This window comes from Oceanococcus atlanticus (genome assembly GCF_002088235.1).
GTDB classification, from domain to species: domain Bacteria; phylum Pseudomonadota; class Gammaproteobacteria; order Nevskiales; family Oceanococcaceae; genus Oceanococcus; species Oceanococcus atlanticus.
Window position 1 is genome coordinate 929,933 of record NZ_AQQV01000001.1, and the last position, 12,803, is coordinate 942,735.

General features: G+C 62.1%; 19 protein-coding genes. 12 read left to right on the forward strand and 7 right to left on the reverse strand.

The window, feature by feature from the left end; all coding sequences use genetic code 11:
• Positions 1–30: 30 nt before the first annotated feature.
• The 6 genes from ATO7_RS04385 to ATO7_RS04410 all read left to right on the forward strand — a co-directional run bounded on the left by ATO7_RS04385 (position 31) and on the right by ATO7_RS04410 (position 4,901).
• Complete coding sequence (locus tag ATO7_RS04385; protein ID WP_083559870.1) at positions 31–1,194, forward strand: ribonucleotide-diphosphate reductase subunit beta; 1,164 nt, start codon at positions 31–33, stop codon at positions 1,192–1,194.
• Between the two features lie 261 nt (positions 1,195–1,455).
• On the forward strand, positions 1,456–1,944 hold the full coding sequence (locus ATO7_RS04390) for a GNAT family N-acetyltransferase (protein WP_158523035.1): 489 nt from the start codon (positions 1,456–1,458) through the stop codon (positions 1,942–1,944).
• Between the two features lie 21 nt (positions 1,945–1,965).
• Entirely contained in the window at positions 1,966–2,301 is a 336-nt protein-coding gene (locus ATO7_RS04395) for a Qac family quaternary ammonium compound efflux SMR transporter (protein ID WP_083559873.1), read from the forward strand.
• A 188-nt stretch (positions 2,302–2,489) separates the two neighbouring features.
• The gene (locus tag ATO7_RS04400; RefSeq protein WP_083559874.1) at positions 2,490–3,653 is read left to right on the forward strand and encodes a porin family protein; all 1,164 of its coding nucleotides are present in this window, start codon (positions 2,490–2,492) and stop codon (positions 3,651–3,653) included.
• Positions 3,631–4,170: an FMN-binding protein gene (locus ATO7_RS04405; RefSeq protein WP_158523036.1), complete on the forward strand. Its 540-nt coding sequence runs from the start codon at positions 3,631–3,633 to the stop codon at positions 4,168–4,170. The genes ATO7_RS04400 and ATO7_RS04405 overlap by 23 nt, the downstream gene beginning before the upstream one ends.
• Positions 4,167–4,901: a PepSY domain-containing protein gene (locus ATO7_RS04410; RefSeq protein ID WP_083559878.1), complete on the forward strand. Its 735-nt coding sequence runs from the start codon at positions 4,167–4,169 to the stop codon at positions 4,899–4,901. Before ATO7_RS04405 ends, ATO7_RS04410 begins: the two co-directional genes overlap by 4 nt.
• Here ATO7_RS04410 and ATO7_RS04415 read toward each other — a convergent pair.
• Together ATO7_RS04415 and ATO7_RS04420 are read right to left on the reverse strand one after the other, a co-directional pair.
• Positions 4,898–5,284 (reverse strand): hypothetical protein, encoded by a 387-nt coding sequence (locus ATO7_RS04415; protein WP_083559880.1) that lies wholly within the window; start codon positions 5,282–5,284, stop codon positions 4,898–4,900. The two genes, ATO7_RS04410 and ATO7_RS04415, sit on opposite strands and share 4 nt — an antisense overlap.
• Complete coding sequence (locus ATO7_RS04420) at positions 5,284–5,520, reverse strand: hypothetical protein (protein WP_083559882.1); 237 nt, start codon at positions 5,518–5,520, stop codon at positions 5,284–5,286. The genes ATO7_RS04415 and ATO7_RS04420 overlap by 1 nt, the downstream gene beginning before the upstream one ends.
• 86 nt (positions 5,521–5,606) lie before the next feature.
• Here ATO7_RS04420 and ATO7_RS04425 point away from each other — a divergent pair, with 86 nt between their 5' ends.
• The 3 genes from ATO7_RS04425 (at position 5,607) to ATO7_RS04435 (ending at position 8,041) form a co-directional block, all read left to right on the forward strand.
• Complete coding sequence (locus tag ATO7_RS04425; protein WP_083559883.1) at positions 5,607–6,554, forward strand: MBL fold metallo-hydrolase; 948 nt, start codon at positions 5,607–5,609, stop codon at positions 6,552–6,554.
• 5 nt (positions 6,555–6,559) lie between these two features.
• The gene (locus ATO7_RS04430; RefSeq protein ID WP_083561005.1) at positions 6,560–7,231 is read left to right on the forward strand and encodes a M15 family metallopeptidase; all 672 of its coding nucleotides are present in this window, start codon (positions 6,560–6,562) and stop codon (positions 7,229–7,231) included.
• 63 nt (positions 7,232–7,294) lie between these two features.
• Positions 7,295–8,041 (forward strand): enoyl-CoA hydratase/isomerase family protein, encoded by a 747-nt coding sequence (locus ATO7_RS04435; protein WP_083559885.1) that lies wholly within the window; start codon positions 7,295–7,297, stop codon positions 8,039–8,041.
• Here ATO7_RS04435 and ATO7_RS04440 read toward each other — a convergent pair whose 3' ends face one another.
• From ATO7_RS04440 to ATO7_RS04455, 4 genes are all read right to left on the reverse strand, one after another.
• Positions 8,042–8,764: a dioxygenase family protein gene (locus ATO7_RS04440; RefSeq protein WP_158523037.1), complete on the reverse strand. Its 723-nt coding sequence runs from the start codon at positions 8,762–8,764 to the stop codon at positions 8,042–8,044. It lies immediately after the preceding gene.
• 62 nt (positions 8,765–8,826) lie between these two features.
• Positions 8,827–9,291 (reverse strand): periplasmic heavy metal sensor, encoded by a 465-nt coding sequence (locus ATO7_RS04445; protein ID WP_083559889.1) that lies wholly within the window; start codon positions 9,289–9,291, stop codon positions 8,827–8,829.
• Complete coding sequence (locus ATO7_RS04450) at positions 9,288–9,626, reverse strand: hypothetical protein (RefSeq protein WP_206044787.1); 339 nt, start codon at positions 9,624–9,626, stop codon at positions 9,288–9,290. The genes ATO7_RS04445 and ATO7_RS04450 overlap by 4 nt, the downstream gene beginning before the upstream one ends.
• Positions 9,623–10,228 (reverse strand): RNA polymerase sigma factor, encoded by a 606-nt coding sequence (locus tag ATO7_RS04455; RefSeq protein ID WP_083559892.1) that lies wholly within the window; start codon positions 10,226–10,228, stop codon positions 9,623–9,625. The genes ATO7_RS04450 and ATO7_RS04455 overlap by 4 nt, the downstream gene beginning before the upstream one ends.
• Positions 10,229–10,326: 98 nt before the next feature.
• On the opposite strand from ATO7_RS04455, the gene ATO7_RS04460 reads away from it, so the two are divergent.
• Positions 10,327–10,968 carry a glutathione S-transferase family protein gene (locus ATO7_RS04460; RefSeq protein ID WP_083559893.1) on the forward strand — a complete coding sequence of 214 codons (642 nt, stop codon included), beginning with the start codon at positions 10,327–10,329 and terminating at the stop codon, positions 10,966–10,968.
• Between the two features lies 1 nt (position 10,969).
• Here the strand turns inward: ATO7_RS04460 and ATO7_RS04465 are convergent, their stop codons facing one another.
• Positions 10,970–11,929 (reverse strand): beta-ketoacyl-ACP synthase III, encoded by a 960-nt coding sequence (locus ATO7_RS04465; protein ID WP_083559894.1) that lies wholly within the window; start codon positions 11,927–11,929, stop codon positions 10,970–10,972.
• Positions 11,930–11,996: 67 nt separating this feature from the next.
• Here ATO7_RS04465 and ATO7_RS04470 point away from each other — a divergent pair, with 67 nt between their 5' ends.
• Together ATO7_RS04470 and ATO7_RS04475 are read left to right on the forward strand one after the other, a co-directional pair.
• Positions 11,997–12,380, forward strand: coding sequence for a hypothetical protein (locus ATO7_RS04470; protein ID WP_146680143.1), 384 nt, complete (start codon positions 11,997–11,999; stop codon positions 12,378–12,380).
• Between the two features lie 127 nt (positions 12,381–12,507).
• On the forward strand, positions 12,508–12,789 hold the full coding sequence (locus ATO7_RS04475) for a peptidylprolyl isomerase (protein ID WP_083559898.1): 282 nt from the start codon (positions 12,508–12,510) through the stop codon (positions 12,787–12,789).
• Positions 12,790–12,803 lie beyond the last annotated feature (14 nt).

Genomic DNA, 12,803 nt, shown 5'->3' on the forward strand with positions numbered 1-12,803 from the left:
CAAGGCACCGAATTTTAAGGAAAGCAAACGATGTTGAACTGGGATGACCCCTTAAATTCCTCCCCGACGCCGTCACCCGCCTCCGCTCCGGCCGCCAAGCGCGAACCGTCCCCTGCTGAGGCCGCCGTGGCAAGAAGCGCGCTGGAATCTGCACAAACCAACCAGCCCATGCCGGAGTCGGTGATCAGCGCCAAACCGGTGCGCGCCGAGGACAAGCGCATTGTCAACGGCATGGCCGACATCAACCAGCTGGCACCGTTCAAGTATCCGTGGGCGTGGAAGTACTTCCTCAACGCCAACAAGAACCACTGGACGCCGCTGGACATCAACATGGCCCAGGACGTTCACGACTATCACCACAAGCTGACGGTCGAAGAACGCCACGTCTACACCAACGTGCTGGCCTACCTGACCACCGCCGACATCCTGGCCATGCGCAATGTCGCCATTGCGGTGATGGAAAAGATGTCCGCCCCGGAATTGCAGATCTATCAGGCGCGTCAGACCTACGAGGAAGCGTTGCACACCTGGACCTACCAGCATTGCATCGAAACCATCGGCCTGGATCAGAGCGAGATCTACAACCGCTATCGCGTGGTGCCGGAGATCAACGCCAAGATTCGCATGACCCAGCAGCGCCTGGATGCGGTGTGCAGCGCGGACATCGACCTCAAGGATCGTGAGCAGCTGCACACCTTCCTGATGTCCTACATCTTCTTTGCCGCCGTGTTTGAAGGCAGCTGGTTCTACAACGGCTTCAGCCCCATCTTCGCCCTGCAGCGCCGCGGCATGATGAAAGGCACGGCCGAACAGCTGCAATACATCATGCGCGACGAAGTCATGCACGCCAGCTTCGGCATTCGCGTGGCCAAAGCCTTGATGGAAGAGGAAAACATCCGCCCCGACCCGCAGGCTCTGCGCGAGATGTGGGACCAGGCTGAGGCGGCCGAAGCCGGCTACGCCAGCTACATCCTGCGCGACCCGATTCTGGGTTACTCGGCCGAGCAGCACGTCGAGCAGTTCCGCCATATCGCCAATACGCGCGCCGCGCAGCTGGGTGTAGAGAAACCCTTCCCCGGCGCCGAAGAAGCCCTGCCCTGGCTGGCTGAGCAAGCCAATCTGCGCAAGGAGAAAAACTTCTTCGAAACCCGCGTGACCGAGTATCAGACTGGTGGCGCACTGAACTGGGACTGATGCTTAAGGCCGCGCATAGCGTCAACACAAAAACAGCATCTGGTAAGCCGAATGCACTGGCACGCCGGATCTGACAAAGAGCAGCACTTGAACTGCCGGGTCTTTGACTGGCGGTTCTAATTGGCCCCTGACCTCTGGCCAACCCAAGGCTTTAGACATGAAGCCGTAAGGCGACCTCCGATTCATCGGATGTCGCCTTTTTTGTATCCAGCCACACCGGAGTCGTTGTTGATTCGTAACGCACACCCGCATGAGTTACACATGCTCGTCAGCATCGACGATCAAGCCAGCCTGCTCTACGCTCAGGCTGGGCTCCAACTCACATCAGAGCCCGACCATCCTTTCGTACAGGCTGAAGTCGCACGCTGGTCATTGGCAATTGAGCAACAACATGTTCATGTCGCCGTCGACGACAACAACACCCCTATCGGCTTCATCGTCTTGGGATATGTCGATCGTCAGCCGTATCTCGATCAAATCGCGGTGCACCCGCAACACATGCGACAAGGTATCGGCAGCAAACTGCTTGATGTGGCGCTGTGCTGGAGCGGCCGCCGCCGATTGTGGCTCACCACCTATGCGCACCTGCCTTGGAACAAGCCGTACTATGAACGCCATGGCTTCATCACCATCCCACCATCTGAGTGCGGCAGTGAACTCTGCGCGATCGTGCAAAATCAACGTTCTGCATTGCCCGCCCCGAACCAACGCATTGCCATGGTCCACAACCCTCAGGCCCCTGGCATTTAACAACCCGCCGGCAAAAACGACATGAAAAACTGGCTCTTTCTGGCTGTCGCCATCTGCGGTGAGGTCATTGCAACCTCAGCTTTGAAATCCAGTGATGGCTTTACCAAGCTCATGCCGTCAATCGTTGTGGTCAGCGGCTACGCAATTGCATTCTATTTCCTCGCGCTGGCCCTTAAATCCATCCCGGTGGGCATTGCCTACGCTGTCTGGGCGGGACTGGGCATCGTGCTGGTCGCCGCGATCGGCTGGCTGCTTTACGGTCAAAAACTCGACCTATGGGCTTTCGTCGGGATCGGCCTGATCATCAGCGGCGTGGCCGTGCTCAACCTGCTTTCCAAAGTCAGCGCACACGGATAGCGATCTTGGGCTAACGCCCCGATGGGGCAACTTCGGGTCAGGCGGCAAACGCCCACACCAAGCCCGGGCAACGCTTGGTAGTCATTCTCATTTCTATTAGTATTCTCTGATCAGTCACAGGAATGACTGATGAGCCATACGCGATGTATCGCATGGCCTTCCCCACACAAAAACGATGAGGTAAATCCATGATCCACGGTCGCGTGCGCGGAATCACGCTGGGCCTGATGCTGTCTGCCAGCTTCACGGCGGCAGCAAACGATGAGGCCACCCTTGCCGAGCTGCAGGCGCAAATCGAAGCCCAGCAGGCACAGATCGACGCGCTGGCGCAAATCGCGGACGCTCAGTCCAGCGCAAGCTCAAGCCAGAAAGTGCATTGGGGCGGTTATGGAGAACTGCACTACAACAATCTGAGCGCCGACGACAGCGCCAACGACCTCAAGGAAATGGATTTCCACCGCTTTGTCCTGTTCGCCAGCTACGCCTTCAGTGACAAGATTCGCTTCGTCTCCGAACTGGAGCTGGAGCACGCCCTGGCCGGCGACGGCGCCAATGGCGAAGTCGAGCTGGAGCAGGCGTATATCGAGTTCGACCTGAGCGACAACCTGATCGCGCGCGGCGGTCTGATGCTGCTGCCCATCGGCATTCTCAATGAAACCCACGAACCGCCGACCTTCTACGGGGTGGAACGCAACGATGTGGAAAACATCATCGTGCCGACCACTTGGTGGGGCGGCGCGGCCTCGCTGACCGCACGCCTGGCGCCCGGCCTGCAGTGGGATCTGGTGATCCACGAAGGCCTGCAGGTGCCCACCGCCGGCAGCAGCGCCTTCCGCATTCGCTCCGGCCGGCAGAAAACCTCCAACGCCAATGCCAAGGAACTGGCTTACACCACGCGCCTGCGCTATACCGGCGTAGCCGGACTGGAGCTGGCCGCCAGCGTGCAGTACCAGGGCGACATGAGCCAGGTGGCCAATGACGGTCTTGATGAAGGTCTGCTGTACACCGCTCACGCGGCCTGGACCAGCGGCCTGTTCTCCCTGCGCGCGCTGTACGGGGCCTGGGATCTGGCCGGCGATGCGGTCGAGGCGGCTGATGCCGACAGCCAGAACGGCTGGTATGTCGAGCCGAGCTGGAAACCGTGCTGGTGGCTGGGGCTGTACACCCGCTACGAAGATCTCGATGGTGCGCGCAGCCAGGACGAGTTCAGCCAGTGGGAATTCGGTGCCAACTTCTATCCGCATGAGCAGGTCGTGATCAAGGTCGACTACCGCATGCGCGAACACGAGCAGGCTGGCGACAGTGGCCGCGACTTCGATGGCTTCGATCTTGGCATCGGCTATCAGTTCTAAGCGCCCCTGGGCGCTGCTGTGCCTGATCCTGGCCTGTGCGTTTACGCCTTCAGCCTTTGCTGAAGGCGTTTACCTCAGCCAGGATCAGTTTCTCGCCGAATCCTTTGACGGCGAGCCGCCACCTGCGCAACTGATGTGGCTGACCGGCCCGCTGCGCGAGCAGGTCAGCGACATCCTCGGGCATGCGCCCCGAGCCGCGCGTGTGCGCTACTGGTCAGACGCCCAGCGCTCGGCCTGGGTGCTTGAGGAAATCGGCAAGGAACAGCCCATCACCATGGGCTTTGTGGTCGACAACGGCGAGCTGCATGCGACCCGGGTGCTGATCTACCGTGAGAGCCGTGGCTGGGAAATCCGCCATGACTTCTTCACCCGCCAGTTCGAGCGCCTGCGCCTGACCGAGCAACACCGCCTCAGCGGCCCGGTCGACAACATTTCCGGCGCCACCCTGTCGGTTTCGGCCGCGCGACGCATGGCCCGGGTGGCCTTGCTGCTCGATCGTCACCGCCCGCACTCATGAGCCACAGCCTGCGCGTGCGGGTGCGCCGCTGGCACCGCAGTGCCGGCGCCCTGGTCGGCCTCTTCGTGCTGTTGCTGGTGGCCACCGGCATCCTCATGAATCACGCGGCCACGCTGGGCCTGCACCAACGCTATGTGGCGGTCGATAGCATTCTTGATCTTTACGGCATCGACATCACGCCACCGCAGCAAGGCTGGACACTCGGTGGGCACTGGGTCAGCCATGCGGCCGGCCGGATTTATTTCAATGAGCGGGCGATCAGTCCCGCTGAGTCGCTGGTTGATGTGGCCTGGCTGCCCCCCATGATCGTGATGGCCAGCCGCAACACGATCCTGCTGACCACCGCCCAGGGCGAGATCATCGAAAAGCTCGACAGCACCGCCCTGCCCGGCCCGGTTTCGGCACTGCGCGCTCAGGGCCAGCAGCTGTGGCTGCGCAGCGGCCGCCAATGGTGGCTGAGCCGTGACGGCCTGCTCAGCTGGTCGCCCAGTGACGCCCCCGCGCTTGAGCATGCCGCCCCGGCGGCGCTGCCAGCCGAGCTGGGCGCGCGCATTGCACGGCATGCGCGCCACAATGAACTGACCTGGCAACGGGTCATCGCCGATCTTCACAGCGGGCGCATTGCCGGTCGCTGGGGCGTGCTGGTGATGGACATCGCCAGCGTCATTCTGGGCCTGCTCGCCGCGAGTGGGCTGTGGCTGTGGCTGCGCTCCGCGCCACGCAAGCGCTAGTCGTCAAGGATGTCCTGACGGCGCGAACGCAGACGCGGCTTGTCGATCAGCTGATCCAGCCGACTCGGCGTAGATGTCGGCGTGGCGGATTGCGCAGCTGGGCGCGATGACGGCGCCGGGGCGCGCTCCTGAGGCCCGCGCAGCATGCGGCTGAACTCCCAGAACACCCACAGCAAGGCCGCGTACACAATCAGGGTTTTGAGCAACAAGGCCAGCGCCGCCCATTGCGGATGGTGCTGATCTAAAAAACGCGCCACATCCTGATACTGCCAGGCCGTGATGAGCGCAAACAGCGCAGCGAACAGCATGCGAAACAGCTGGCTGCGGTAGCGTCGCAGCAGGCTCAGAATCGCGGTCAGGCGGGCAAAACGGTACAAGGACATCAGAACAGGCTCAGTCCCAGCAAGGCCAAGGTACCGAGCAAACCGGTCTGTTTGATGTCGGCGATGACGTCTTTCTCGGCATCAGCCAGCAGGTATTCCAGATCGTCTTCGCTCAGCTCGGCTTCATTCTTGCCATGCAGGATCAGATCCTTGCGCACCCGCCGCACCGCCGCCATGCGAATACGCCGGCGTATGACGCGATTGGGAAAATACCGACTGAGCTTGTCCAGTTCCACGTGTGTTGATCCTCCGCTGGAGAATGATTGTCGCATGATCCGCGAGCCCGCCCGCGCCCTTGCGTCAGCTGTGCAGGTGCGAAAAGATGCCTGCTTTGCAATCTTCGAGCCGTTTGATGATCGGTCTGCTGCGCTTTGTGTTCAAAACAGCCGTTGTGCTGATTCTGCTGGTGGCCGCCGGCTACTACCCGCTGGTCCTGCACAGCCCGCAACCTGAAGAGCCCGGTTATGACCTGGACATGAACGCGGTGCGTCAGGCTGCAGCCAGCCTGTCCGGCTCCAAAGTGCAAGACATCCGGGTTGAACAGGTGGCGGAGTTCAGCTTTGCCGAAGCCATGGTCATGGCCGGTGAAGCCTGGCGCGGCACCCCCATCCCGATTTACTCCTACAAGCTGGTGTTCCCCAAACGCAGCATCGTGGTGGATACCGCGATGAGCAGCGTCAAGGGCATCCCCGGCTTCATGGTCAACAGCTTTGATGAAGGCGCCTACCAGCGCATGCTCAAAGCCATGAACGATGCCGAGCACATCGTCATCACCCACGAGCATTTCGATCACATTGGCGGCATCGTCGACCATCCGCGGGTAGCCGAGCTGCTGCCCCGCATCCAGCTCACCGAAGAGCAATTCGCCCACCCCGACCGCATGATGCCGCTGCGTTATCCCGAGGGCGTGTTCGAAAATTATCAGCCTCTGCGCTATGACAGCCTGCATGCGCTGGCCCCCGGTGTGGTGCTGATCAAGGCGCCGGGACACACCCCTGGCAGCCAGATGGTCTACATCGAGCTGGCCGACGGACGCGAAGTGCTGCTGCTCGGAGATGTCAGCTGGCAGATGCGCAACATCCACGCGGTGCGCGAACGGCCGCTGTTCATCACCGCCATCGTGCGTGAAAACCGCACCCAGGTGATCGACCAGTTTCAGGCTCTGAACGCCCTGCAAAAGCGCGAGCCGGAGCTGGCCATGGTGCCCGGCCACGATGGCGAGGTGATGAAAACCATGCTGGAGCGTGGTGTCTTCAAAGCCGGGTTTTGAAGCTGTTGGACAAAAAAAACTGGCAAGCGATACCAATTCAGGACTGCGCGGAGCCGCTGGATACGCTGCCTGCGGAGATTGCCCGGGTGGAGCCTCACCCCTATCTGGCGCTGGGCGCCGCCTACCCCGACAGCACGCCACATTGTCTGCGACGGGGTGTCTTGCAGCGGCTGATCCGGGTGCATGAGGCGTTGCAGCGTCGACATCCCGGATGGCGACTGCGGGTGTTTGATGCCTACCGCCCCAACGCGGTTCAACAGTTCATGGTCGATCACACCTACGCCACGATGCGCGCGCAAACCCCGCATGCCAGCGAGGCGCAGATCTGGGAACGGGTCTACACCTTCTGGGCTCAGCCGAGTGACGATCCCGCGACACCACCGCCGCACAGCACCGGCGCGGCCATCGATCTGACCCTGGAAAACGCGGCCGGCGAAGAGCTGGACATGGGCACACCCATCGATGATTTCAGCGCTCGCGCGCATCCGGATTTTTTCCGCGACCAGCCGCAGCATGCCGACATACAAGCACGCAGGACGCTGCTTTTCGACCTGATGCACGCTGAAGGTTTCGTCCAGCATCCCGCCGAGTGGTGGCATTTCAGCTACGGTGATCAACTGTGGGCCTGGCGCCACGGTGCGGCGCAGGCCCACTACGGCCGCGCCGACCTCATCTGAAATGAGCAAGCCAGCACGCCCTGCACACGTTTAACTGCCCCCAACTTTCCATCTGGCCCGAGCATGATCGAACAGACCACCGACAACGACATCGTCACCCTCACCCTCAATCACGGCAAAGCCAATGCTGCGGATATCGAGATGCTTACCGCCCTGTCGCAAACGTTCGCCGAGTTGAGCGAAGCGCGCGCGGTGATTCTGACCTCGAGCGGCAGCATTTTCTCGGCCGGCGTGGACCTGGCGCGTCTGGTCAAGGGCGGCCGCGCCTATGCCGCCGAATTTGGCCCCCTGCTGGATCGCGTGATCCGCGAAATGTTTGCTTTCCCGGCCCCGCTGATCACCGCGGTCAATGGCCATGCCATCGCCGGCGGCTGCATGTTCGCCGTGGCCGGGGATTACCGCATCATGGCCCGTGGCAAAGGCCGCATTGGCGCACCCGAGCTGATGGTCAGCGTGCCGTTTCCAATGGCCCCGCTGGAACTCATGCGCTTTGCCATGCCGCGTCAGCATCTGCAGAAACACCTGTACAGCGGCGAAACCCTGCTGGCCGATGACGCCGTGAGCAAGGGTTTGATCGACGAGGCCTGCGAAGCGGATCAGCTGATGGAGCGGGCCCAGCGCATGGCCGCCAAACTGGGCGGCATCGATCGCAAGAACTTCCGCCTGACCAAAGCCATGCTGCGTGACGAAAGCCTGCAGCGCATGCACGACGCCGCCGAGCGCTTCAATCCTGAGGTGTTCGCACGCTGGGCCGAGCAAGACACCCTGGATGGCATCCAGCGCTACATGGACAAACTGGCCGGCGGCTGATCACAGCACGCTGAGGGCGGCGCTGAGCCGGCCAACATATCCGCCCGCGCCATCGTCTGCCAGGCTCAGGCGTTGGGCCTGATCACCATCGCCGAAAGCTTCGTCCTGCGTATGGTCGGTGGCCGGGGTTGCGGCACTGTCTTCATAGCTGACCCGCGAGGCGTACACCGCTTCGCTGGTGTCCTCGTCAAGCGCCAGCTGGGTGGTGAGCAGAACCTGATTGAGGCTGTCATCACGATAGACGCGCGCGTAGATGTGGGTGGCACGCCCGGCATGACGGCCGGGATAAATGGTGGCGAAGCTCAGGCGACCATCACCATCGCTGATCTGCACGCCACGCAGAAAGCTGGCACTGCGGTGATCGGCCTGATGCAGACCGGCATACGCGGAATAGGCACCGGCGGCATTGCAATGCCACACATACACGGCGGCGCCGACCAGCGGCGCGCAGCCGTCCGCATCGAGCAGCGTCAAATCCAGCTGTAGCGGTGCGCCATCCTGGGTGTTGTCGCCACCGAAATCGGAACGGATGTCGTGACGAAACACCGCCGCATTGGCCAGCACGTTGGCGCTGTCCGAGCCATCAGCCGGATAAGCGCCGGAAGATTCGCCGGGCACGATCAGACAGGCCCGCTGGTCCGGCTCCTCGTCGGTCGAGCCGCCCTCGGCGCTGGATGACGACGAGCCGCAACCGGCCATGAACAGGCCGCTCGAACCCAGCATAGCCAGCGCGGTCCGCCGGCTTACGCCAGGACCGCCCGCCCATCGAAACCTCTTCGCAACCGTCATGGCTGCATCGGTGGCGGCGGAAATCGCCCGGAAATCGGCCCCATGCGCCCGGCTCTGAAGCGGGCCAGATCAGCACGCTCTTCAGCCGTCAACTGTGACGCCAGCTCGGCGATACGCTGCTGGGCCCGGCGCGCCAGTTCGCTCTCGGCTTCACGCAAGGCATCAAACGCCTGCAGCAAGGCTGCCTTGTCAAAGGGCTCGGCGAGCATGGCCGCCTGCACCGCACTGCGGGCCTCACGCGCCGCGGCCATGGCTTCGCCGAGCGGCCCATAGGGCACCTTGCGCAGGGCTCGAAACAGTTCAACCGCTGGCGGTGGCAGCCGATCCTTCATGGGCGGTCCGAAAGGCATCTCCATCGGCGGCTGCGGTCGAATCCAGTGGCTGACCAAAGCCCCGACACAGAACACATTGATCATCAGCGAGGCGACAAGAAGCAGGGCAACAGGACGCTGGATAGTCATAACGCAAACTCCGTATTTTCGCTGAGCTGGCCCAGCTCCCACAGACTCAGGCTGTCACTGCTGAGCGCTGTGGACGCCGTTCCGGCGGGGGCCAGCAACGGCATGACCACCCCCAGGCACAGACTGAACGCCAGAGCCGGCGCAAGCACGCGCCAGCCGCCCAACGCCTGAACCAGCTCATGCAGTGCATGGCGCCAGCCGGGACGAATTTGACCCCGAATCCGGGCACGCAAAGCCGCCGATGCCGGTTCGACACGATAGCTCTCGAGGAGCTGATCCAGGACCTTGTCCGGGTCGTCTGGATCGGGACGATAATCAGGTGGATTCATGCTCATCGTTCACACTTGGAAAGAGTTTGATGCTCGGCCAGCAGGCGCTGGCGCAAACTGCGCCGGGCACGCCCGAGCAAGGATTCAACGGCCTCGACGCTGACTTCAAGGATTTCGGCGGACTCGATATTGCTCATGCCCTGATAATGACTCAGGACCATCGCAGCGCGCTGACGCTCAGGCAGTGTCGCCAGGGCCTGGCGCACCCGCGCGGCCTGCATGTCCGCATCCAGGGCATCGTCCGGTTGCGGCAGCGGGCTGACCAGATCGGCGGACAACTCATCGGTTTGCGGAGTAAAGCGGCGCCAGCGCTGGCGGCAGGCATTCAGCGCCACGGTGTGCAGCCAGGTCGCGAAACGCGCCTGCCCCGGACGCCAGCGACCGGCCCACTGCCAGGCCTTGAGAAACACCTCCTGGGCAACATCCTCGGCGTCTTCACGCGATCCCAGCATGCGCTGGGCGAAAGCCACGATGCGGTCGATGTGACGACTGACCAGACGATCAAAGGCCCGCGTGTCACCCACGGCGATACGCGCCAGCAGCGCCGCATCCGGATCGTCCACGCTGGTGGACGCAACGTCAGGCTGTGCGGAGTCAAGGTGAGACAAGGGCAAGGCTCGATTTCATCGGGTTTCGCGAGCTTTAATGCGGACCTGCGTCAATTCCGTCGCATAATCCGCATGCACCTGACCCAGGCTGATCTGCCATGACCACTCCCGCAACCGTCACCCTGTATGGCGACGTGTATTCCGGCAATTGCTACAAGCTGATTCTGTGCTGTCGGGCGCTCGACCTGCCGTTTGACTGGAAACGCATCGATATTCTCCGCGGCCAGAGCCGTACGGCCGAATTTCTGCATTTGAACCCCAATGGTCGTATCCCACTGCTGGTCACCGCGCAGCAGCAGACCCTGGCCGAATCGAATGCGATTCTTCACTATCTGGCGCGTGGCAGCGCCCTGCTGCCGCAGGATGACTGGGCCCACGCACAGATGCTGCAATGGCAGTTTTTCGAGCAGTACAGCCATGAACCGGCCATTGCCGTGGCCCGCTACATCCAGCGCTATCTGGGCTTGCCGGAGGCTGAGAAGGCCCGTCATGCCGCCTGCCTGCCCAAGGGTTACGCCGCCCTGGATGTGATGGAACAGCACCTGAGCACCCGCGACTTCTTCGTTGCCGAACACTTCAGCCTGGCCGACATCAGCCTCTACGCTTACACCCATGTTGCCGATGAGGGCGGCTTTTCGCTGGCCGACTACCCGCATATTCGGGCCTGGTTGGCACGCGTTCAGGCCCAGCCCGGTCACATCAGCATGGATCAAGCCGCGGGGCTGTACGAAGCGGTCTGATTCAGTAACGCAACAGCACCGCGCCCCAGGTCATACCACCACCAACGCCTTCCAGCATGACCTGATGCCCGCGCTGCACGCGTCCATCGCGCACTGCGGTGTCCAGGGCCAGCGGCACCGATGCGGCCGAGGTGTTGCCATGACGGTGAACCGTGGTCACCACTTTGTCGTCAGGCACGCCGAGCTTGTTGGCCATCGCCTTGATGATGCGCAAATTGGCCTGATGCGGAATGAACCAGTCGAGATCAGCCCCGCACATGTTGTTGTGGCCTAGGGCCTCGTTGGCGACATCGTGCAGCACCCTCACGGCCAGCTTGAACACCGCCTGACCGTCCATTTCCAGAAACGGGTGCCCGGTCAACTCGCCGCGTGACAAACTGGCCGACACGCGCAGGATGTCGCCCTGGCTGCCATCCGCATGCAAATGCGCCGACAGAATGCCCGGCTCCTCGCTGGCCTCCAGAATGACCGCCCCTGCGCCATCACCAAACAAGACGCAGGTGCGCCGATCATTCCAGTCCAGAATGCGGGAAAAAACCTCGGCCCCAACCACCAGGGCGCGACGATGCTGGCCGCAGCGAATCAGGGCATTGGCGGTGGACAGGGCGTAGATGAAACCGGTGCACACCGCCTGCACGTCAAACGCCGCACCCTGACGCACACCCAGTTTGTTCTGCAACAGGCAGGCGGTGGACGGAAAGACCATGTCCGGCGTGGTCGTGGCCACCACGATCAGGTCGATATCCTCAGCCTTGATCCCGCCCGCGGCCATGGCGGCGCGGGCTGCTTTTTCGGCCAGATCACTGGTCATTTCGTCATCGGCGGCGACATGACGCGCCTCTATGCCGGTGCGCGAGACGATCCATTCATCCGAGGTTTCAACCGTTGTCTTGAGATCGGCATTGCTGACCACGCGCGCGGGTAGGTAGCTGCCTGTCGCGACAATTTTCGAATACACCATCGCTTCACTTTTTGTTTGCCATCCGGCTGAGAGCATACCCGCGCATACACCGCATGGGAGGTCTGTCGTGATCGTAACTCACAGCACATTGGAAAAAGCGTTGCTGCGCATCTTCCGCGAGCAGCATATGACCCGCTATTCGTCGCTGCCGTTTCGCGAGCTGCAAGGCTTGTGGGCTTACACCGGATTGCGCCAGAGCGACCTGCGCGATGCCTTGCGCTACATGTTTGAGCAAAACGCCATCGATTTTCAGAACGACGGTCAGGGGTTGTCGGTTGTTGTGACCCCGCACGGGGCCAGCATGATGAACGACAGCGAACTGCATCTGGGCAGCGTGCTGCGCGACACCCGCGACAAGCTCAGCCTGCACAAGGCCAGCCAGCGCCAGGACTCTCGTATCGCCGGCGGCAGCACGCGGATGCGCGCTGAGGATCGTCCTTCAGCGCAGTAGCGCGATAAGCCGTGTGGTTGGCGCAGTGGACCAGGGCGCAGGCATAATCGCCGTCTCTTAATAGATGGAGACGGTTCCCAGCGGTGCCGTCATGCCCATGTTCAAAAACCTTTTCAGGAGAAAGCCCATGCCGACCGCAACGGCCCGTCACATCCTCGTTGCCAGCGAAGAGCAGTGCAACGACCTCAAACAGCGCATCGCCGGCGGCGAAGATTTCGCTGCGATCGCCAAAGAACATTCGACCTGCCCCTCCGGCCGTTCCGGTGGTGATCTGGGCAGCTTCAGCCAGGGCATGATGGTGCCGGAGTTCGACCAGGTGGTTTTCCGCGATGAGCTGAACACCGTGCACGGCCCGATCAAGACCCAGTTCGGCTATCACCTGCTGGAAATCACCAGCCGCAACGCCTGAAGGCCTGCGACACG

Bases quoted from the DNA above. Each gene is read 5' to 3' on its own strand.
- ATO7_RS04415 (WP_083559880.1), bottom strand. From the start codon at position 5,284: ATGTCCTTGTACCGTTTTGCCCGCCTGACCGCGATTCTGAGCCTGCTG.
- ATO7_RS04465 (WP_083559894.1), bottom strand. From the start codon at position 11,929: ATGGTGTATTCGAAAATTGTCGCGACAGGCAGCTACCTACCCGCGCGC.
- ATO7_RS04435 (WP_083559885.1), top strand. From the start codon at position 7,295: ATGATCGAACAGACCACCGACAACGACATCGTCACCCTCACCCTCAAT.
- ATO7_RS04425 (WP_083559883.1), top strand. From the start codon at position 5,607: ATGCCTGCTTTGCAATCTTCGAGCCGTTTGATGATCGGTCTGCTGCGC.
- ATO7_RS04440 (WP_158523037.1), bottom strand. From the start codon at position 8,764: ATGCTGGGTTCGAGCGGCCTGTTCATGGCCGGTTGCGGCTCGTCGTCA.
- ATO7_RS04475 (WP_083559898.1), top strand. From the start codon at position 12,508: ATGCCGACCGCAACGGCCCGTCACATCCTCGTTGCCAGCGAAGAGCAG.
- ATO7_RS04450 (WP_206044787.1), bottom strand. From the start codon at position 9,626: ATGAGCATGAATCCACCTGATTATCGTCCCGATCCAGACGACCCGGAC.
- ATO7_RS04460 (WP_083559893.1), top strand. From the start codon at position 10,327: ATGACCACTCCCGCAACCGTCACCCTGTATGGCGACGTGTATTCCGGC.
- ATO7_RS04395 (WP_083559873.1), top strand. From the start codon at position 1,966: ATGAAAAACTGGCTCTTTCTGGCTGTCGCCATCTGCGGTGAGGTCATT.
- ATO7_RS04445 (WP_083559889.1), bottom strand. From the start codon at position 9,291: ATGACTATCCAGCGTCCTGTTGCCCTGCTTCTTGTCGCCTCGCTGATG.
- ATO7_RS04390 (WP_158523035.1), top strand. From the start codon at position 1,456: ATGCTCGTCAGCATCGACGATCAAGCCAGCCTGCTCTACGCTCAGGCT.
- ATO7_RS04410 (WP_083559878.1), top strand. From the start codon at position 4,167: ATGAGCCACAGCCTGCGCGTGCGGGTGCGCCGCTGGCACCGCAGTGCC.
- ATO7_RS04400 (WP_083559874.1), top strand. From the start codon at position 2,490: ATGATCCACGGTCGCGTGCGCGGAATCACGCTGGGCCTGATGCTGTCT.
- ATO7_RS04385 (WP_083559870.1), top strand. From the start codon at position 31: ATGTTGAACTGGGATGACCCCTTAAATTCCTCCCCGACGCCGTCACCC.